Annotated in this window: 21 protein-coding genes; 5 read left to right on the forward strand and 16 right to left on the reverse strand. The window is 61.4% G+C overall.

The genetic code is table 11. The annotated features are described in order from the left end of the window. Positions 1–9 precede the first annotated feature (9 nt). Positions 10–525 (reverse strand): peptide deformylase, encoded by a 516-nt coding sequence (def, locus tag AC1DLT_RS06545; protein ID WP_247034423.1) that lies wholly within the window; start codon positions 523–525, stop codon positions 10–12. Between the two features lie 177 nt (positions 526–702). Here def and AC1DLT_RS06550 point away from each other — a divergent pair, with 177 nt between their 5' ends. The 3 genes from AC1DLT_RS06550 (at position 703) to AC1DLT_RS06560 (ending at position 5,329) form a co-directional block, all read left to right on the forward strand. Then, the gene (locus AC1DLT_RS06550; protein ID WP_477486490.1) at positions 703–1,842 is read left to right on the forward strand and encodes a DNA recombination protein RmuC; all 1,140 of its coding nucleotides are present in this window, start codon (positions 703–705) and stop codon (positions 1,840–1,842) included. A 50-nt stretch (positions 1,843–1,892) separates the two neighbouring features. Beyond that, the gene (locus AC1DLT_RS06555) at positions 1,893–2,792 is read left to right on the forward strand and encodes a ribokinase (protein WP_477486244.1); all 900 of its coding nucleotides are present in this window, start codon (positions 1,893–1,895) and stop codon (positions 2,790–2,792) included. A gap of 182 nt (positions 2,793–2,974) precedes the next feature. Further along, complete coding sequence (locus tag AC1DLT_RS06560; protein WP_477486245.1) at positions 2,975–5,329, forward strand: methyl-accepting chemotaxis protein; 2,355 nt, start codon at positions 2,975–2,977, stop codon at positions 5,327–5,329. A gap of 71 nt (positions 5,330–5,400) precedes the next feature. Here the strand turns inward: AC1DLT_RS06560 and AC1DLT_RS06565 are convergent, their stop codons facing one another. Further along, positions 5,401–6,342 carry a nucleoside hydrolase gene (locus tag AC1DLT_RS06565; RefSeq protein WP_477486246.1) on the reverse strand — a complete coding sequence of 314 codons (942 nt, stop codon included), beginning with the start codon at positions 6,340–6,342 and terminating at the stop codon, positions 5,401–5,403. A 194-nt stretch (positions 6,343–6,536) separates the two neighbouring features. On the opposite strand from AC1DLT_RS06565, the gene AC1DLT_RS06570 reads away from it, so the two are divergent. Continuing rightward, positions 6,537–6,965, forward strand: a complete 429-nt coding sequence (locus AC1DLT_RS06570) for an Hsp20 family protein (protein WP_477486247.1) — start codon at positions 6,537–6,539, stop codon at positions 6,963–6,965. Between the two features lie 44 nt (positions 6,966–7,009). Then, a complete protein-coding gene (locus tag AC1DLT_RS06575) occupies positions 7,010–7,267 on the forward strand; it encodes a BQ00720 family protein (protein WP_038539224.1) in 258 nt (85 codons plus the stop codon). A gap of 4 nt (positions 7,268–7,271) precedes the next feature. Here the strand turns inward: AC1DLT_RS06575 and trmB are convergent, their stop codons facing one another. The 14 genes from trmB to AC1DLT_RS06645 all read right to left on the reverse strand — a co-directional run bounded on the left by trmB (position 7,272) and on the right by AC1DLT_RS06645 (position 19,656). Continuing rightward, positions 7,272–7,973 carry a tRNA (guanosine(46)-N7)-methyltransferase TrmB gene (gene trmB / locus AC1DLT_RS06580; protein ID WP_038539221.1) on the reverse strand — a complete coding sequence of 234 codons (702 nt, stop codon included), beginning with the start codon at positions 7,971–7,973 and terminating at the stop codon, positions 7,272–7,274. Between the two features lie 84 nt (positions 7,974–8,057). Continuing rightward, the gene (metK, locus tag AC1DLT_RS06585; protein ID WP_247136693.1) at positions 8,058–9,317 is read right to left on the reverse strand and encodes a methionine adenosyltransferase; all 1,260 of its coding nucleotides are present in this window, start codon (positions 9,315–9,317) and stop codon (positions 8,058–8,060) included. Between the two features lie 184 nt (positions 9,318–9,501). After that, on the reverse strand, positions 9,502–9,918 hold the full coding sequence (locus AC1DLT_RS06590) for a helix-turn-helix domain-containing protein (RefSeq protein WP_037079404.1): 417 nt from the start codon (positions 9,916–9,918) through the stop codon (positions 9,502–9,504). Between the two features lie 152 nt (positions 9,919–10,070). Beyond that, the gene (gene lnt / locus AC1DLT_RS06595) at positions 10,071–11,672 is read right to left on the reverse strand and encodes an apolipoprotein N-acyltransferase (protein ID WP_477486248.1); all 1,602 of its coding nucleotides are present in this window, start codon (positions 11,670–11,672) and stop codon (positions 10,071–10,073) included. 97 nt (positions 11,673–11,769) lie between these two features. Further along, positions 11,770–12,954: a hemolysin family protein gene (locus tag AC1DLT_RS06600; protein WP_038583408.1), complete on the reverse strand. Its 1,185-nt coding sequence runs from the start codon at positions 12,952–12,954 to the stop codon at positions 11,770–11,772. A 9-nt stretch (positions 12,955–12,963) separates the two neighbouring features. Next, positions 12,964–13,473, reverse strand: coding sequence for an rRNA maturation RNase YbeY (ybeY, locus tag AC1DLT_RS06605; RefSeq protein ID WP_038539206.1), 510 nt, complete (start codon positions 13,471–13,473; stop codon positions 12,964–12,966). An 18-nt stretch (positions 13,474–13,491) separates the two neighbouring features. After that, positions 13,492–14,547, reverse strand: coding sequence for a PhoH family protein (locus AC1DLT_RS06610; protein ID WP_038539202.1), 1,056 nt, complete (start codon positions 14,545–14,547; stop codon positions 13,492–13,494). A 25-nt stretch (positions 14,548–14,572) separates the two neighbouring features. Then, positions 14,573–15,985, reverse strand: coding sequence for a tRNA (N6-isopentenyl adenosine(37)-C2)-methylthiotransferase MiaB (gene miaB / locus AC1DLT_RS06615; RefSeq protein ID WP_038548606.1), 1,413 nt, complete (start codon positions 15,983–15,985; stop codon positions 14,573–14,575). Between the two features lie 43 nt (positions 15,986–16,028). Then, positions 16,029–16,832 carry a lyso-ornithine lipid O-acyltransferase gene (gene olsA, locus AC1DLT_RS06620; protein WP_038539197.1) on the reverse strand — a complete coding sequence of 268 codons (804 nt, stop codon included), beginning with the start codon at positions 16,830–16,832 and terminating at the stop codon, positions 16,029–16,031. Beyond that, positions 16,829–17,257, reverse strand: coding sequence for a Fur family transcriptional regulator (locus AC1DLT_RS06625; RefSeq protein ID WP_038539194.1), 429 nt, complete (start codon positions 17,255–17,257; stop codon positions 16,829–16,831). The genes olsA and AC1DLT_RS06625 overlap by 4 nt, the downstream gene beginning before the upstream one ends. A gap of 41 nt (positions 17,258–17,298) precedes the next feature. Further along, positions 17,299–17,793: a GNAT family N-acetyltransferase gene (locus tag AC1DLT_RS06630; protein WP_038539188.1), complete on the reverse strand. Its 495-nt coding sequence runs from the start codon at positions 17,791–17,793 to the stop codon at positions 17,299–17,301. Positions 17,794–17,810: 17 nt separating this feature from the next. Then, positions 17,811–18,476 carry a tRNA (adenosine(37)-N6)-threonylcarbamoyltransferase complex dimerization subunit type 1 TsaB gene (tsaB, locus tag AC1DLT_RS06635; RefSeq protein ID WP_038539185.1) on the reverse strand — a complete coding sequence of 222 codons (666 nt, stop codon included), beginning with the start codon at positions 18,474–18,476 and terminating at the stop codon, positions 17,811–17,813. Positions 18,477–18,494: 18 nt separating this feature from the next. Then, on the reverse strand, positions 18,495–19,061 hold the full coding sequence (locus tag AC1DLT_RS06640) for a NifU family protein (RefSeq protein ID WP_007756066.1): 567 nt from the start codon (positions 19,059–19,061) through the stop codon (positions 18,495–18,497). 115 nt (positions 19,062–19,176) lie between these two features. Then, on the reverse strand, positions 19,177–19,656 hold the full coding sequence (locus AC1DLT_RS06645; protein WP_038539180.1) for a universal stress protein: 480 nt from the start codon (positions 19,654–19,656) through the stop codon (positions 19,177–19,179). Positions 19,657–19,743: the final 87 nt, after the last annotated feature.

The following is a 19,743-nucleotide window of genomic DNA, read 5'->3' on the forward strand; positions in this document are numbered from 1 at the left end:
AGCGACGGTTCAGACCGCCTTGGACTTGGCAGCCTTGGTGAATTTCTTGATCACCATCTCGCGCTTCAGGCGGGAGATATGGTCGATGAAAAGCACGCCATTCAGGTGATCGATCTCATGCTGCAGGCAGGTGGCGAGCAGGCCATCGGCCTCTACCACATATTCCTTGCCGTCGCGGCCCAGATGCTTGACGCTGACGGTCGCGGGCCGCTCGACCTCGGCGTAATATTCCGGAATGGACAGGCAGCCTTCTTCGTAGACCGCGATTTCGTCGGAGGATCTGACGATCTCCGGATTGATGAAGACCTGCGGCTGCTTTTCCTCACCCTCACGCGCGATGTCGACGACCAGCAGGCGGCGCGGCACGCCGATCTGGATCGCCGCAAGGCCGATGCCCGGCGCGTCATACATGGTCTCCAGCATGTCGTCGGCGAGCCTCAGAAGCTCTGCGTCAACACGCTCTATCGGCTTGGAAACCTGACGCAGGATCGGGTCAGGCAGAATAATCAGAGGCTTGATCGTCATGGCTTCCCATAACCCATCTTTTTTTCCGAAGGAATAGAAATTACGGACCGAGGAAGCGGAATGTTCACGTTTTGATCTTTTCAAGTGGCAAAATTCTGTTAGTTTCCCGCCATGGATAATCTTGTCGCGAGCCTTTCCCGTTTCTTCGACGATCCGCGCGCTGCCGTCGTGGCGGTGATGTGTGGAGCGGCATTGCTACTGTTATGGCTGTTCCTGGTCCGGCGCGCATCGCTTCGGCGGCAGGAAGATGCGGCGTTGCGGGTGATGGAAGGCGAGGCCCGGCTTTCCGAACTTCTGAGAGCGCAAAGCGAGATGCAGGGACGGCTGTCAGCGATGGCGGAGACGCTTTCGACGCGGCAATCGGAACTCAACCAGTCGGTCAGCCAGCGGCTCGATGGCATGACGCACCGGATCGGCGCGACGATTACCGAACAGACCAAGTCGACGCATGAGAACCTGCAGCGGCTGCAGGAACGGCTGGCGGTGATCGACGCTGCACAGAACAATATTCAAACGCTGGCAAAGGACGTCGTCGGTCTGCAGGCGATCCTCTCGAACAAGCAGACGCGAGGCGCCTTCGGTCAGGGCCGTATGGAAGCGATCATTGCCGACGGATTACCGATGGGCGCCTACGGTTTCCAGACCACGCTTTCGAACGGCACCAGGCCGGACTGCACGATCAGGATGCCGAACGGCGCTCCGCCTTTGGTGATCGATGCCAAATTTCCACTCGAAGCTTGGAATGCATTTCGCGAGGCCGCGGCACCCGAAGCCAGAAGGGCCGCCGCCCAGGCCTTCAAGCGGGACCTTGAGGTTCACATCCGCGATGTCTCGGAAAAGTACCTGATCCCGGGCGAGACGCAGGAAATGGCTTTCCTCTTCGTGCCGTCGGAATCCATCTTCGCGGAGATCCACGAACATTTCGAAAGCGCCGTGCAGAAGGCGCAGCGTTCCCGGATCGTCATTGTCTCGCCTTCGCTGCTGATGCTGTCCATCCAGGTCATCCAGGCCGTGCTGAAGGATCAACGGATGCGCGAGCAGGCACATCTCATCCAGGGCGAAGTGGCGCTGCTGATCGAGGATCTTTCGCGGCTCGACGACCGCACCCGCAAGCTTCAGGCGCATTTCTTCGCGGCGCAGAAGGATGTCGAGCAGATCCTCACCTCCACCGACAAGCTCAACCGCCGCGGCGCCAAGATAGAGGCTCTCGAATTGGAGGCGCCCCACGAAGCCGAGGTGGCCCGCGATCGGCCCCAGGCCAAGGCGGTCGAAAGCCGTACCGGCCTGCTCAAGCTGCGGGTGGTTGACGAGGAGTGATCCTCTCGGGCAGTGTCGCGCGACTTTAATTTACGCAAGCAGGCCTGCCCATGATCACCGTCCTCGGCTCCATCAACATGGACCTCATCGCCACGACCGAACGTCTGCCCCAGCCGGGCGAGACGGTTGCGGGATCGAATTTTGCGACGGCCGCCGGTGGTAAGGGCGCCAACCAGGCGCTCGCAGCGCGCCGTGCCGGAAGCTCCGTGCATATGGTGGGAGCCGTTGGGGAAGATGGTTTTGCTGCGCCGGCGCTGGCACTTCTCGATGACGCCAAGGTAGACCTCTCAGCGGTCGCGCGCGTAACCGATCCAACGGGCACGGCACTGATCCTAGTGGGTGGCACGGGCGAAAACATGATCGCGGTGGTGGCCGGCGCCAACGGTACCGTGAGCGCGGCGCAGGCCGAGGCGGCGGTCGAAGCCATGAATATCGGCGACATCCTGATGCTGCAGCTCGAAGTTCCGACCGGGACGGTAGAGACGGCGCTCAACGCAGCGCGTGCCAAAGGCATTCAGACGGTGATCAACACTGCGCCGCTGACCGGCGATGCGGCCCGGCTGGCCCGGCTTGCAGATATCGTCGTCGCCAATGAAACCGAATTCGAATTGCTGGCCGGAAGCCCGATCCCGGACGCTGCGGCGCGCCAGGAGATGTTGAAAAAACTGCACGCGGAAACCGGCCAGACATACGTCGTCACGCTCGGCGGCGACGGCGTGGTCGCGATCCGCGACGGGGAGATCATCGCCGCCGAGGGATTGAAGATCGAACCGGTCGATACGGTCGGCGCCGGCGACACGTTTTGCGGTTACCTGGCCGCCAGCCTCGAGCAGGGGCTCGATTTTGCGAAAGCGCTCCGCCGCGCCGCGGTGGCCGGTTCGCTCGCCTGCCTCAGCCGCGGCGCCCAGCCATCGATCCCGCCCGCCGAGGCGGTCGATGCCAGGGTCTAAGCTGCTTTGATCGGGTACTCCCCGCTACTCTCGCTGCGCCGTGGGAGAACATATTTACAATTTTAGCCAACATTAACATATCGCTTTTAGGGTCGCGGATATCTCAGCGGGGACGAGATTCGATCCGCCTCGCGGCAGCTCCATGAAGGAGCCCCCCCTCTGTCCGCAACGCGAGGCAATCGATGTTTTCGCTCAAGATCAAGTCGCTCTCCACGAAGCTCATACTGGTAACGAGCCTGGTAATCGCCGTCGTTCTGGTTCTCTCCAACTTCTTCCTGATCTCCCAAACCCGCAACCGCGTGTCGACGCTGACCATGGCGCAGGCGCAGGCCGAGGCGCGTTCCATCGCCAACGAAGTCGCCGTCGACATGGGCCAGCTTGCCGGCGCGGCACGCTCGATGGCGGGCGTGATCGGCCGCGGCCATGCCGCGGGTTATCTCGACCGCAAGGGCGTCACCGACGCTCTCAAGGCCAACCTGGAGCAGAATGCGTTTGCCTATGGCAGCTGGTTCGCGGAAGTTCCGGGCGTATTCGACGGGAAGAACGCGGAGCTCGTCGGCAACAAGGAGATGGGCGCCAACAAGAAGGGGGAGCTCGCCCCTTACTGGACCAAGAGCCGCACCGGCGATATCGCCTATAGCGTCTTCGACATTGACACCCAGGCGGAATGGTATTCGCTCGCGGCGACCTCGAAGAAAGGCTCGCTCACCCAACCCTATATCGAAAGCACGACGGGCGATGCTGTCGCCATGAGCTCTGTCGCCTACCCCGTCATGTCCGGCTCCAAGCTCCTCGGTGTTGCCGGCCTCGACGTGTCGATGGCAACCCTGACAAAAAAACTCCAGGCGATGCGGCCGTTCGGCTCCGGCCGGGTTCTGCTGGTGTCGCAAGGCGGTAAATGGATCGTGCCTGTCAATCCCGACAAGCTGATGAAGCCGGTCGAAGGCGAAAAAACGAGCGAGCTGCTGGCCGCGTTGAAGTCGAACCAGCCGGTCCAGCTCGACAACCTGACCGCCGATGCGGCGGAACCCTTTGAACGCGTCGTCTATCCGTTCACGGTCCCGGACCTCAACGCCACCTGGGCGATCGTCCTGGACGTGCCGCAGAGCGTGATTGCCGCGCCGGTTCAGGACCAGACACTGATGATGGTGCTCGGCGGGATCGTCATCATGGGGGCCTGCATCGCGACCCTCTATTTCGGCAGCACCGTCTTCGTGCGGCGGCCTCTGGGGGCGCTGCTCGGCAGCGTCGATACCTTAAGCAAGGGCCGTTTCGAACAGCCGGTGGAGGGCCAGGATCGCACCGATGAAATTGGCTCGCTGGCCGGCGCGCTCGAAGGCTTCCGCCACACGCTGGCGGACGGCCGGCGGCTCGAAACGGAGGCGGAAGCGCAGCGCCATGCGGCGGAAAGCGAGCGCCGCCGTTCCGAAGGCGAGCGCGAAGCGAACGCCCGGCAGCAGCAGCGCGTCGTCACCTCGCTTGCCAATGGCCTTGCGGAACTCTCCAATGGCAATCTCGGCTATCGCATCCAGGACGATTTCCCGGGCGACTATGCCAAGCTGAAGATCGACTTCAACAAGGCGCTGGAAAGTCTTGAGGAGACGATCGCGACGGTGAGTTCGACCGTCTACAATATCGGCAATGGCAGCCGCGAGATCACAACCAGCGCTCAGGACCTGTCGCGCCGGACCGAGCAGCAGGCTGCCAGCCTCGAGGAAACCGCAGCCGCACTCAACGAGCTCACCGCGCAGGTAAACTCGAGCGCCGAGAACGCCAGCTCGGCCGCCGGTACGGTCAACCTCGCCTGTGACGATGCGGAAAAGTCGGGCGAAGTGGTGCAGAAGGCCGTCGCCTCGATGCAGGGCATTGCCAGGTCCTCGCAGGAAATCTCCCGCATCATCGGCGTGATCGACGAGATCGCCTTCCAAACCAACCTGCTCGCCCTCAATGCCGGCGTGGAAGCTGCCCGCGCCGGCGAGGCCGGCAAGGGTTTTGCTGTCGTCGCACAGGAAGTCCGCGAACTCGCCCAGCGTTCCGCAAACGCCGCCAAGGAAATCAAGGCGCTCATCAACGCCTCGACCAGCCAGGTCAGCGACGGCGTGGAACTGGTCGGCAAGGCTGGCGATACGCTGCAGAAAATTGCAGTGCAGGTGATGCAGATCAACGGATTGATCCGCCAGATCTCGGCTTCCGCGAGCGAACAGGCGGTCGGCCTCAAGGAGGTCAACTCGGCGGTCAACCAGATGGACCAGGTGACCCAGCAGAATGCTGCGATGGTGGAGGAGACGACCGCCGCGAGCACGGTGCTGAGTACGGAAGCGGAAACGCTGCAGTCGCTGGTCGCGCGGTTCCGTGTTTCGGCACACGCGACTGGCCACGTCCAAAGCGCGCCGCAGGCGCTGCGTCAGGTCGCCCAAACCATGCGGGCAACGCGACCGAGCCAGCCCGCACCGGCACCACGTGCCAAGCCGGCGCCAAGGGCTGCGATCTCCCACGGTTCGGCCGCCGTCGTAGCGGACGATTGGCAGGAATTCTGATCGCACCTAAAGCTGAACGTATAAAAGCCGCCCTTCAAACGGCGGCTTTTTCTTTGCCCGCTTATTCCGCCTTAGAGCCGAGCAACCCGCTCCGTCAGCAATTCGAAAAAGCCATCGGCATCGACATGGCGCATGACCTTGGCGTTCGGCTTGCGGCCGGAGACGTGCCACCAGTCCACTACGGTCATGCCGACCGTCAGTTCCGATTGCGTTTCGATCTCGACATTGCAGTCCCGGCCCGAAAAGAGTTCAGGCTTGATGAGGTAGGCGATGACCGTCGGGTCATGCAGCGGGCCGCCATCGGAGCCGTATTTTTCAATGTCGAATCGCTCGAAAAAGGCAAGCCACGCGACCAGGACCTCCGCTGGACGGGTGCCGAGCGCGGCGATCTTCTCGACACGGGTTTTGGTCGTCAGCAATTGATGGGTGACGTCGAGCGGCAGCATGACGATCGGCATGCCCGAGGCGAACACGGTCTTTGCCGCTTCGGGATCGACATAGATGTTGAATTCGGCAGCCGGCGTGATGTTGCCGCCCTCGAAAAAGCCGCCGCCCATCATCACCAGTTCCTTCACCCGCGCCGCGATGTCCGGTGCTTTCTGAAGGGCGAGCGCGACATTGGTGAGCGGTCCGAGCGTGCAGAGCGTCACGGTTCCGGCCGGCTCGGCGCGCAGGGTCTCGATGATGAAATCGACGGCGTGCGCGGCTTTCACCGGCATTGTCGGTTCGGGCAATTCGATACCGTCGAGGCCGGTCCTGCCATGGACGTGTTCGGCGGTCACCTGTGGGCGTTTGGTTGGCTTCAGCGCGCCTTCATACACCGGCGCATCCGGCCTGCCGCAGAGTTCGCAGACGATCCGGAGGTTGCGGCTGGTGTAGGAAAGCGGCACGTTTCCGGCGACCGCGCAGAGACCAAGCACCTCGATCTCGTCCGGGCTCGCAAACGCAAGCATGATCGCTGCGGCGTCGTCCTGACCCGGGTCCGTATCGATGATGATCTTCCTGCGCTGCATGAATGCTCCTTTTTCCGGGGTAGTGGTCCACAAGCTGACATTCTGTCAAGTGCCGCATGACCGGCATGAAGCAGCCGTGACCATCAGCCCCGGCGCTCATCCTTGCGGTCGCCGCCGGAACCTCCCATATAGTGGCGGAGTTGGCGGGCCGCCCGACGGGCGCCGACATGGTCGCTTGTTGCAAGGACTGTACGATGAGCCGAATGACGCCGTTTGCGAGCCCTCTGCTTCTGGGCTTCGACGCCATGGAAAAGACACTCGAACGCCTTGCGAAGGCGAACGACGGTTATCCTCCCTACAATATAGAACGCGTCCGGGCAGATGCTTCCGGCGCACCCGAACGGCTGCGAATCACGCTGGCCGTCGCCGGCTTTTCCGAAGCCGAGCTCGAGGTGACGACGGAAGAAAACCACCTCGTCATCCGTGGACGTCAGACGGAGCAGGGTGAGCGCGACTATCTTTACCGCGGCATTGCCGCGCGGCAGTTCCAGCGTATGTTCGTGCTCGCCGACGGAATGCAGGTTTCCGGCGCCTCGCTCAAGAACGGTTTGCTATCGGTTGACCTTATCCGCCCCGAGCCCGCGCGCATGGTGCGAAAAATTAACATTTCCGTCTCAGAGTAGGTCAACGGCGCCAATGCCGTTGCCCCTCAATGCTGGAGGCTGGAATGCTCCTGAAAGAAGCGAATACGCGTTTGACGCTGTCCGAACTTGCTCATCTGGGTGCTGGAGAGGTCGGATATATTCGCAAGATGCGGTCGGACGAAGTGTCCCGCTGCTTCCCTGAAGCCCCAGATATCGATCCCAGTCTCGATCTTTGGGCCCTGTTCGGCGCAGATGGCACGCCGATTCTTCTGACCGACAATCGCTCCAGCACCTTCTTCAAGGCAGCTGAAGACGACTTGAAGACCGTCAGCCTGCACTGACCTTTCAGGCTTTCCTGAACGTCAGATAGGCCGAGGAACGGCCTTCTCGGCGGGCCTTGTTTTCGTATCGCGTACCTGGCCAGCCGGCGAAGGGCGTCAGCCAGTCGGAAGATTGCTCCGCCTGCCATTGAAATCCGCCATGGTCACGGCAATGGATCAGCGTCCAGTTGACATAGGTGTCGATGTCGGATGCGAACAGGAACAGACCGCCCGGCTTCAGCACGCGGTGGAATCGGTCGAGATTGACCGCAGATACAAACCGCCTTTTCCAATGTTTCCGCTTCGGCCACGGGTCCGGATAGAGCAGGTCGATGCGATCGAGCGATGCATCCGGCAGCCAGTCGAGCACCTGCGTGGCGTCGTCGTCATAGACCCGGATATTCTTGAGCCCCAGTTCGTCGACGCGCGACAAAAGCTTCGCCATGGAATTGACGAAAGGCTCGACGCCGATGAAGCCGGTTTTTAAATTTTCCTGCGCGCGGTGGACGAGGTGCTCGCCGCCGCCGAAGCCGATCTCCAGCCGCAGCTCCTCCACCGGAATGGGAAATATCTCTGAAAGCGCGGCGGGCGCGGGCGCCGCAAGATCGAGCTTCAGTGCAGGCAGCAGAGTTGCAATCCCTTCCGCCTGGCGCTCGCGGAGCTGCTTGCCCTTGCGGCGCCCGAAGAAGGCTTCGGTGCTGCGGCTCGGGTGCTGCGGTTCGGTCATGGGCTGGTCTCTCACGATAAAAGCGGGCGTCTCCGCCAGGAGGCACCCGCTTTACAGTTTTACGGAGCTATCCGTAAAGGCCGATCAGGCTGCCTTGAGGGGCTCTTCCTTCAGCGCATCCTTGAGCGGCTTCGCCAGATCGGTCTTCTCCCAGGAGAAGGAGCCGTCACGGCCGGCCTTGCGGCCGAAGTGGCCGTAAGCCGACGTCTTGGCGTAGATCGGCTTGTTGAGGTCGAGATGGCGGCGGATGCCGGTCGGCGACAGGTCCATGACCTTGCGGATGGCGGCTTCCACCTGGTCTTCCGTCACACCCTTGCCCGTGCCATGCAGGTCGACATAGATCGACAGCGGCTGGGCGATGCCGATCGCGTAGGAAATCTGGATCGTGCAGCGGTCGGCGATGCCGGCAGCGACGACGTTCTTTGCCAGATAGCGAGCAGCATAAGCGGCCGAACGGTCGACCTTGGTCGTGTCCTTGCCGGAAAATGCGCCGCCGCCGTGGGGGGCTGCGCCACCGTAGGTGTCGACGATGATCTTACGGCCGGTAAGACCAGCGTCACCATCCGGGCCGCCGATGACGAACTTGCCGGTCGGATTGATGTACCACTTGCAATCCCTGGCGATCGGCAGGTCGCCGAGCGCTTCGCGGATATAAGGTTCCACGACCTCGCGGACCTTCTTGGAATCCCAGCTCTCGTCGAGGTGCTGGGTGGAAAGAACGATCGAGTCGACGGCGGCCGGCTTGCCGTTTTCGTAACGCACGGTCACCTGGCTCTTGGCGTCCGGGCCGAGCTTGCCGGCGTCACCCTCGCCCTTCTTGCGGGCGATGGCGAGAAGCTGCAGGATCTTGTGGGAATAATAGATCGGCGCCGGCATGAGGTCCGGCGTTTCCTTGCAGGCGTAACCGAACATGATGCCCTGGTCGCCGGCGCCTTCATCGCCCTGCCTGTCGGCAGCGCTGTCAACGCCCTGCGCGATATCGGCGGACTGGGAATGCAACAGCACGTCGATCTTGGCCGTCTTCCAGTGGAAGCCGTCCTGCTCGTAACCGATGTCACGGATAGCCTTGCGGGCAGCGGACTTGAACTTCGAGGGATTGATGACGTCCTTGCCGTCCTTGTCCTTCTTCATCAGGCTCGGCGGCAGGCGGACTTCGCCCGCGATCACCACACGGTTCGTGGTCGCCAGCGTTTCGCAGGCAATGCGCACGGTCCAGGGATCGACGCCGGTCTTGGCCGCTTCGCGGTACACAAGATCTACAATTTCATCGGAGATACGATCACAAACCTTGTCCGGATGGCCCTCGGCAACCGACTCGCTGGTGAACAGATAACTTGCGCGCATTACGGGATTCCCCTCAAAGAAACGACGCACCTGTGTAGTGATTTTCACCGACAAACACAAGCGTACAACGACATAAATATATCTTTATGTGTACAAGTTAGGTATTCCGGCAACACTCCTCACCTTGGAATAGGCAACAAAAAAGCGGCCTTGCGGCCGCTTTCGTGCTGATATCGAAAGGTCGTTATTCGACCTCGGCATCCGCTGCCAGAGCTTTTACGAGATCAACCACACGCCGACGAACTTTCGGGTCGGAAATCTTCACGAAAGCCCGGTTCAGTTGCAGGCCCTCGGAGGAGGAGAGGAAATCGACCACGTAGTTGGAGCTCGAGGCTTCCGCCATGCCGCCCTGACCGCCCTGATCGCCCGGTGCATCCTCGAAGAAGAAGGATACCGGCACGTTGAGAATGCTGGAAATATTCTGCAGACGGCTGGCGCCAACGCGGTTGGTGCCTTTTTCGTATTTCTGAATCTGCTGGAAGGTAATGCCAAGGCTTTCACCCAGCTTTTCCTGGCTCATTCCGAGCATGGTTCGGCGAAGGCGAATCCGGCTCCCGACGTGAATATCGATCGGGTTCGGCTTCTTTTTGTTTTCAATCATAACGATGTCCTGACGACGTTTGTTGTTTAATCCTCACAACCCGGTCTGCGTGTGGTGATACACTTCGCGCGGCTGGTCACAACAGGCTCAACGTTTGAAGCATATGGCGAGACGAAAGGCTGAGACCACTATGCAATTTTAGGGGTTTTTGGTCAATTCGTCCGAAAATTAAAACCAACGCGCGAGACGCCTGCAATCAACAACATCGTCACAAGAACCAACCAGAAGTGCTGTTCCCGAGCTTTCATATCCCAATGCGGGATTGAAATGCTGCCCAAGGTTGCGTCAATCACGCCTTTTTGATTATAATCCATACCCCGAATCAGCCTTCCAAAGGGGTCGGCAACCGCCGAAACGCCGGTATTCGCCCCGCGAATCAGCGGCAGACCGTTTTCGACGGCGCGGATTCGAGCCTGCTGGAAGTGCTGATACGGTCCCGGCGTCGCTCCGAACCAGCCGTCATTGGTAATATTCAAAAGCGCGCTCGCCCGCTCCACGTCCGGCCCGATCTCGTCCGGGAAAATCGCTTCGTAACAGATCAGCGGATAGAAGACCCTGCCACCCGGCAGGGTCAGCATGGCCCGCACGGGCGCGGCACTGAAGCCGCCCGGCATGGCGATGGCATCGGGGATGCCGAGATTGCGCAGCAGATCCTCGTATGGGACATATTCCCCGAACGGGACGAGATGCAGCTTATCGGAGGCCGAAACGATCTGGCCTTGGCTGTCGATCACATAGATCGAATTGTAAAAACGCGGCGCGAAGCCCGCGCCGGCATCTTCCGAGCGGACCGCGCCGGTGATGAGGACCTGACCATCCTGCAGCACCTCGGCAATGCGGGTCAGCGCATCCGGGTTCTGGGTCAGAATGAAGGGCACCGAGGTTTCGGGCCAGACGATGATGTCCGGCCGCTTGCCACCGTTCTCGGGCGGCAAAGCCGACAACGCAAGATGTTCCTCGAAGATCGCCGCCCGTTCGGCATCGTCCAGTTTTCGCGCCTGGTCTATTACCGGCTGAACGATGCGGACGACCGGCTGGCTATCGGCGGCCGGGGCCGGCGCGGCGTCGGCGATGTGCAAACGATAGGCGCCATAACCGAGATGGGCGGCAAACAGCAAGGCCGCGAGCGTTAGCCCGGTCCGCATGCCCTTTTTAGTGCCGATCAGGGCGGGGGCTGAAAACACGAAGACGGCAAGAACCGTCACGCCGAAAATGCCGAGCACCGCCGCCGATTGCATCATCAGCGGCATCGGCATCGCGCCATAACCGACCGCATTCCAAGGGAAACCGGTAGCGACGAAGCCACGCAGCCATTCGGCAAGGCCGAAACCGAAGGCGAGCGAGGCCATCCGCCCGAAACCATCCGACCAGAAGATGCGGGCGATCGCCGTCGCAAGACCGTAAAATAGGGCAAGATAGGCAGGCAGGCCAAGAACCGCGAGCGGCAGCGCCCAGGCAAACTCGTCAGCTTCCACCAGCAGCGCATTGCCAAGCCACCAGAGGCCGGCGACGAAATAGCCGAAGCCAAAAACCCAGCCGATCCAAAAGGCCGAACGAAACCGCGCGAACCATCCACCATCCGGATTGCCGGTGGAACCGTCCATCAGCCAGACGAGCAGCGTGAAGGAGATGAAGAACGCCGCGAAGAAACCGAAGGGCGGCAGCGCGAGCGCACCGATCGCTCCTGCGAGAAAAGCAGCGACGACGCGCGGGAAGCCCCAGAGAAGCATGATCCTGCCCGCCAGCCGCTCCATCTATGTTTCCTTCCGCCCCCGAATCAGCGGCTGCAGTCTTTCAAAAAATGGCGGGCTTGTCGTGAGGTCAAAGAGGCGCGGACACTTCAGGGATCACTCAGGCCTGGTGATTGCGTCCGTCGGCGTCCTGAGCGGATGGCGCCGGCAGCAGGGCAGTCGTCGGCGTCTGATCGGTGAGCAGCATCTCGCCATCGCCTTTCTGCCGGCGGCGCGCGAGCGTGCGCCTGCGCAGGATCCGTACGCGCTTGATGCGGCGAGGATCGGCCTCCAGGATCTGGAATTCGAAGCCGGGCACCGCCTGCACCACCTCGCCGCGCACGGGAATGCGACCAAGCGCGGAGAAGATCAGGCCGCCCAGCGTATCGACGTCTTCAAGGCGGTCGCGAATGTCGAAATCGGAACCAATCGCCTTGGCGATCTCTTCCAGTTCGATACGCGCATCGGCGACGAAGACGTCCTCGCTGGTGCGGGAGAACATGACCTCTTCATTGTCATGTTCGTCCTCGACATCGCCGATCACCATTTCGACGATGTCCTCATGGGTGACGAGGCCGTCGGTCCCGCCATATTCGTCGATGACGAGCGCCAGCTGGGTACGCGCCGCCTGCATGCTCTGCATCAGGTCGGAAGCGAGCATCGAGGGGGGCACGAACAGGATCTTGCGGATCAACCCGGCCTCGGCAACCGTCTGTTCGAGGTCGACACGGCCGAGGTCGAAGGCAGGCCGCGGGGTGCGCACCGTCTTTTCGGCCTTTTCCGGCTTGTCGGTGGCAAGCGGCATCGGCTGCGTAGGCGCGGCGCGCGCGCTGGTGCGGCGTTTGTTGCGAGCCTGCTTGGCGAGATAGGAGAGGAGGTCGCGGATATGGACCATGCCGCGCGGGTCGTCGAGCGTGTCGTTGTAGACCGGCATGCGCGAGCGACCGGTTTCCTCGAAATGGATCATCAGCTCGCCGATCGTCATGGTCATATCGACCGCCTCGATATCGGCACGCGGCACCATGATGTCTTCCACGCGGATCTCGCGGAACCGGAGAATGTTGTGCAGCATCGCCCGTTCCTCGGGCGAGAAGGCATTGCTGATATTGGTATCGGTCATCAGCGCGTCGGCGAGGTCCTCGCGGAGCTTCTCGCCCTGCGACGGCCTGAGCAGCCTGACGGCGCGCGACCAGAAAGAGCTTTGGTGTTTTTGAGCTTCCGCTCGAGACGGACTACTGCCCTCTTCCGAGGAACTCGAGTCGGCGTCCTTGCCCTCACGGGTCGGGTTTGTCGAAAAGTCGTTCATTGGTCCAGACTATATTATCGGGTCCTGCCCCGCATAGGGGTCAGATAGGCCAAGGGCGGCCAAAATGCGAGTCTCCAACGCTTCCATTCTCTCCGCATCGTCCGTTTGCATATGGTCGTAACCGAACAGATGCAGGAAACCGTGGACGAGCAGATGGGTCAGATGATCATCGAAACTCTTGTCGAGATCAACCGCTTCCCGCTCAACCGTCTCGCGAGCGATGACGATATCTCCCAGCATCGGGCCCGGCATCTTGCCTGGTTCGAGCGGAAAAGCCGGGAAAGACAATACGTTGGTCGGCTTATCCTTGCCGCGCCATTCGGCGTTGATCTCTTTGATCGCCGCGTCGTCGGTAAAGACCAGCGACAGTTCGGGGGCGATTTTCGGAAAAGGTTGCTTCTCTTCCTTCGCCAGGAATTCGGCAGCCGCCCCAAGCGCTTTTTCGCTCAAGGCCAAAAGGGCCGGCTCCTCGGGCCAGCCCTCGTCTTCAATGCTGATCTGTATGTCGAGTTGGGGCATAAGGTTTGGAGCCGACCATTACCGGTCGACTTCCTCGCTTTCCTCGTGGACGGCATATTGCGCATCATAGGCCCGGACGATGCGGCCGACCAGCGGATGACGGACCACATCGGTATCCTTGAAGCGGATCACCGAGATGCCCTCGACGCCCTTCAGGATCTGCAACGCCTCCACCAAGCCTGATTTCACGCCACGCGGCAAATCGACCTGGCTCGGGTCACCGGTGATGATCATCCGGGCATTTTCGCCAAGACGGGTCAGGAACATCTTCATCTGCATCGACGTGGTATTCTGCGCCTCGTCGAGGATGACCGCAGCATTGGCGAGCGTGCGGCCGCGCATGAAGGCGAGCGGGGCGATTTCGATGACGCCGGCGGTGATCGCCCGCTCCACCTTGTCGCCCGGCATCATGTCGTAAAGGGCGTCATAGAGCGGCCGCAGATAGGGATCGACCTTGTCCTTCATGTCGCCGGGCAAAAAGCCCAGACGCTCGCCGGCTTCGACGGCCGGACGTGACAGGATGATGCGATCGACAGCCCCGCGTTCCAGAAGCTGGGCGGCATGAGCGACGGCGAGATAGGTCTTGCCGGTACCGGCCGGGCCGACGCCGAACACGAGTTCCGAGCGTTCCAGCGCCCGCATATAGGCGTCCTGGGTGGGGGTGCGGGCGACGACCGTCTTTTTCTTGGTGGAAATCTGGCTCATCGAGAGCTTGGCTTTTTTCTCAAGCGTCGGCAGCTGCAGCTGGTCGTCGGCCGCCTGCGCCATGCGGATCGCGCCGTCGACGTCGGAGGTCTCGACCGACCCGCCCTTCTGGATGCGTTCGTAGAGGAAATCCAGCGCCCGGCGCGCCTGGTTGGTCGCCGTCAGATCGCCGGAGATCGCCACCGAATTGCCGCGCGCCCGGGCATCGATATGAAGCCGCTCTTCGAGAAGTTTGAGATTCTGATCGAATTGCCCGAAAAGCTCGCTGGCGAACCTATTGTTCTCGAACGTCAGGACAAAGTGATTGGCGTCGGTAGCGGCGGTGCGGGGCTGGCGCGCGGATGAAGAAACCAATTCACGTCCGTTCAAGTAGGGCAAGCTCCTCGATGTTAGCTCAGGCTCCTATTAAACTCTCTGCCGGGTCGGCAAACAAGCTGTTCGGGCCGGTTCCACTGATTCGTACCTGGATAATGTCACCGATTTGCGATGTTTTTGCATCAACATTCACAGATTGAAGCCAGGGAGAGCGTCCGATTATCTGTCCTGGCATGCGACCGGGCTTTTCCAGCAACAGGTCGATGACTTTTCCGACGCAAGATTTGGCGAATTCGGCCTGCTGTTTCAAGAGCAGGGCCTGCAATCTTTCCAACCGCTCCGCCTTCACCTCTTCCGGCACCTGATCGCCGAGGTCGGCACCGGGCGTGCCGGGACGGGTCGAATATTTGAAGGAATAGGCCTGGGCGTAGTTCACGTCCTCGACGAGGCGCAGCGTATCTTCGAAGTCCCGATCCGTCTCGCCGGGGAAACCGACGATAAAATCGCCGGCGATGGCGATGTCCGGCCGGGCATCGCGGATGCGCTCGATCAGACGGAGGTATTCGGCACCCGTGTGACGGCGGTTCATGGCTTTCAGGATGCGATCCGAACCTGCCTGAACCGGCAGATGCAGATAGGGCATCAGGGTGCGCAGGTTGCGATGCGCCTCGATCAGCCGATCGTCCATGTCGCGCGGATGACTGGTCGTGTAGCGCAAACGCGCAAGGCCAGGGATTTCCGCCAGGCGATAAAGCAGGTCGCCGAGGCTCCATTCGCCGCCTTTCGGACCTTGCGCACGCCAGGCATTGACGTTCTGGCCGAGCAGCGTGATCTCGCGCACACCGCCGTCGACAAGCCGCCAAGCTTCGTCGACGATCTGCTGGACGGGGCGGGAAACTTCCGAACCGCGGGTGTAAGGCACCACGCAGAAGGTGCAGAACTTGTCGCAGCCTTCCTGCACGGTGAGGAAAGCGGTGACGCCGCGGGCGCGAATCTTCGCCTTCTCGGTAACCGGCAGGTGCTCGAACTTGTCCTCGACCGCATATTCAGTATCCACGACCGGCTTTCCGCCGCGGGCGCGTCTCAGCGCTTCCGGCAGGCGATGATAGGTCTGCGGGCCGATCACCACGTCGACGGCCGGCGCACGGCGGATGATTTCCTCGCCTTCGGCCTGGGCGACGCAGCCGGCGACGCCGATCATCAGCTCCCGGCCTTCGGCAGCGCGTGCCTTCTTCATGTCGCGAAGACGCCCGAGCGCCGAATAGACCTTGTCGGCCGCCTTCTCGCGGATGTGGCAGGTGTTGAGGAGGATGAGGTCGGCTTCGCCCATCTCTTCTGTCGGCACGTAACCTTCGCCCGCGAGCGCATCGCTCATCCGGCCTGAATCATAGACATTCATCTGGCAGCCGTAGGTCTTGATGAAGACCTTGCGGGAATTCGGGCGCTGGGCCGGCTCGTCGGCGGGCACGGAAAGGGAGACGTGTTCGTTCATGGCTCGCTCCATACCGCAAGAAGACCCGGAAATGAAGCATTTCCTATAGCGCTTCGTAGTCACGGCCCCGCAGATGGCGGTTCAGCATGCGCCGAAGCCGGCTCGTCACGGCCATACTCAGATGCTTGCGGTTGTCACCGGCGCGGAATTCGATCGTCTCGCCGAAAGCCACGTCCACGTCGAGCGCCCCTTCCTTCAGGACGCCGAGCAGATGCGGCACCAGTTCGATATCGCCCGGCCATGCGGCGATCGGCCGATGGTAACGGCCCATGGCCATGCCGTGGATGCGGGTATAGGCGATCGCCACCGGCTGGACATGCACGACACCTTCCGGCGTGTGCTGGACCGCGGCGGCGGCGGCCCCGAACAGTGACGACTTCACCTCCAGAAGCCGGTTGCCGTCGGAGGTGGTGCCTTCGGGAAAGAGCACGACGATCTCGCCGGCAGCCATCCGCTCGGCAATCTCGTTCACCTGGTCGCCGGTCCGACGCTTCTGCTCGCGAGCGACGAAGATGCTCTTCTGCAGCTTGGCGAGCGTGCCGAAGACCGGCCATTCCGACACCTCCATCTTGGCGATGAAGACGACGTCGGCGATCGCCCCGAGCACGAGAATATCCTTCCATGACGCATGATTGCAGGCAAGCATCAGCGGCCGGCGACGCTCCAATGTTCCGTGAACATGAATACGGATGCCCAGCAGGAAACAGGCGGTCCGATGCCAGTAGCGCGGGATATAGCGGCGGATCTTGAGGTCGAGGGCGAGGCCCAGGAGTTGGAACGGCCACAAAATCAGCGTAACTGCGAAAAGAACGACAAAAACGAAGCCGATCCGCGCCCAGGTAATCACTTATCGTCCTTGTCCAGCGGGATGCCGTAAAGCTCCAGCCGGTGGCCGACGAGACGGAAGCCGTGCTCCCGGGCGATGCGTTCCTGCAGCGCCTCGATTTCCGCCGAGCGGAACTCGATGACGGTACCGGTCTTGAGATCGATCATATGGTCATGATGTTCTTCAGGCACGGTCTCGTAACGCGAGCGGCCGTCGCGGAAATCGTGACGTTCGATGATCCCTTCGTCCTCGAACAATTTTACCGTGCGGTAAACCGTCGAGATCGAGATACGCGGGTCGACTTTCGAGGACCGGCGATAGAGTTCCTCGACATCGGGATGGTCAACGGATTCCTGCAGGATACGCGCGATCACGCGGCGTTGATCCGTCATTCGCATGCCCTTTTCGGCACACAGCTCCTCCAGGGTTTTGGAAAGGTCTGTCATGTCGTTTTGGCTTTCGAAACGTTCCCGTAGAAACTAACGGACTAACGAAGAACGCGGCTCATGACAAGCGCCGTGGAGCGCGTCCCATCCGGCCCGGCGTAATAGGCGGGGCGTTCGCCCACTTTCCGGAAACCGAGCTTGCGGTAAAGCTCGACGGCGGGGCGGTTGGCTGCCTCCACTTCCAGGAACATGCTCTCGCCGCCGCGCGACGCAGCCTCGCGCAAGGCCGCCTGCATCAGACGCCAGCCAAGCCCCACCCGACCGAATTTCTCGTTGACGGCGACCGTCAAAATCTCTGCCTCGCCGGCAGCCTCACGCGAAAGAACGAAACCGCCGAGCGGCTTCGAGAAGAACGCATTGGTCTGGCGGGCAACAAAACCGAAGACATTGTGCTGCAGGAGGAGGTTCTGGAATTCGCCATCGCTCCATTGGCGCGGAAACCGCTGGCCATGCAGCTCGGAGATCTCCAGGCAATCGCCGGCCTCCATCGGCACGACTTCGAAATACGGCTTCCAGGTCAGGTAATCGTCGAGCATCGGCGCAGTCTGTACATTCACGAACGGGCAAGGGCAAAACCGGTCTGCGGTTTCGCATCGGGTCCACGAAGATACAACGGTTTAGGGCGTTGCGCATCCGCAGGTTTTTCGGCAGCGATGCGCGCGACGACGGCAATGTCGAAGCGATCCCGCCCGTCATATTCGGCCATTCCCTTACCAAGGGAATGCTCGACCCAGGAGCCGGTCATTGCCGCCGAAAGAGACCGGGCAAGTTCCGAAGTATCCTCCGGCGAAAGCGCTGCGGGTTGGCTCAACGCCTCACCCTTGGCGGAAAACGCCTGGGTGTAGATCTCGTTGCGTTTGGCATCCATGGCAACCACGACCGGCTGGTCGGGATGTTCGCCCAGAAACTTGAGCGCCAAGGCCTCCAACGTGGTCACGCCGACCGATTCGACGCCGAGCGCGAGAGCGAAACCACGGGCGGCAGCAACGCCGACGCGAATGCCGGTGAACGAGCCGGGGCCGATGACGACCGCGACGCGCTCGACGGCTTTGAGGGAAAGATTGGCGGCGGCGAGCGCTTCGTCGATGACCGACATCAGCCTTTCGGCATGGCCCTTGCCGATCGTCTCGGTGATCTCAGACAGCATTTTGCCCGCGGCGCTGTCATAGAGCGCTGCGGAGCAATCCACCCCTGCAGTATCGATGGCGAGAATAATCATTCAACGGTGCCGGCGGGCTCAGAGAGCTTCGACGGCCTGCACTTCCGGAACGAAATGCTTCAGCAGGTTCTGCACGCCGTGCTTCAGCGTCGCCGTGGAAGACGGGCAACCCGAGCATGCACCCTTCATGTTGAGATAGACCGTGCCGTCGCGGAAACCCTTGAAGGTAATGTCGCCGCCATCCTGGGCGACGGCCGGGCGGACGCGGGTTTCGAGCAGTTCCTTGATCGTCGCGACGATCGTTTCGTCGTCCTCGTCGAAAAACTCACCTTCCACGTCGGATGCTTCCGCAAGCGTGGACGCACCACCCATGACCGGCGCGCCGGACATGAAATGCTCCATGATCGAACCGAGGATCGCCGGCTTCAGGTGCTGCCATTCGGCGCTTTCCTTGGTGACGGTGATGAAGTCGTAGCCGAAATAGACGCCGGTCACGCCGGAGATGCCGAACAGCCGCTCAGCCAGCGGAGATGCTTCCGCCTCGCCGGCATTGCGGAAATCGGCGGTGCCTTTATCCATGACGACTTTGCCGGGCAGGAACTTCAGGGTCGCCGGGTTGGGGGTGGCTTCCGTCTGAATGAACATCTCGTCTCTCCTGGGGCACGACGCCCCTCGCAAATTTAGAACTCTTCAAAAGAAGATAAGCCGTATCAGCTTTTCGTTCAAGTGCTCCTTTGCCTGCGCAAGATCAAGTCCGCAATCAGGCCAGCGCGTCGATTTCCTCGGCCGTCAGCGTGTCGGGCAGCACGGTGACGGGAATCGGGAAGGCAGCAACGGCGGACACCAGGGGTCCAGGCCCTTCCTTGGTGGAACCGGCCGCCAGCACAAGGACCGCAATATCGCGGTCTTCCTCGACCAGCTGGATGATCTGTTCGCTGGCGTTGCCTTCGCGGATGACGATTTCCGGATCGATGCCGATCGTATCGCGCACCTTCTGGGCGGCCTTTGCCATCACCGCGTCCGCTTCTTCGCGAGCCTCGGCACGCATGATCTGCTCGACGCCCAGCCATTGCTGGAAATCGCCCTCGGGAATAACGAAAAGCAGAACAAGCCCCCCGTTGGAGTTCTTGGCGCGGCGTCCGGCGTAATGAACCGCCTTTTCGCATTCCGGCGTGCCGTCGATGACGGCCATGAACTTGCGCCGGTGCCCTTCAAGCCGCGAAAGCCGTTTCGAAACCATGCTTCCCCTCCTTCGCATGTAGTCGACCGAAGCAGTCGTGATGCGGAACTTATACCAACCGAAAAAAATGAAAACCCGCCACGAATG

It is taken from the genome of Neorhizobium sp. 05N33, assembly GCF_056397445.1.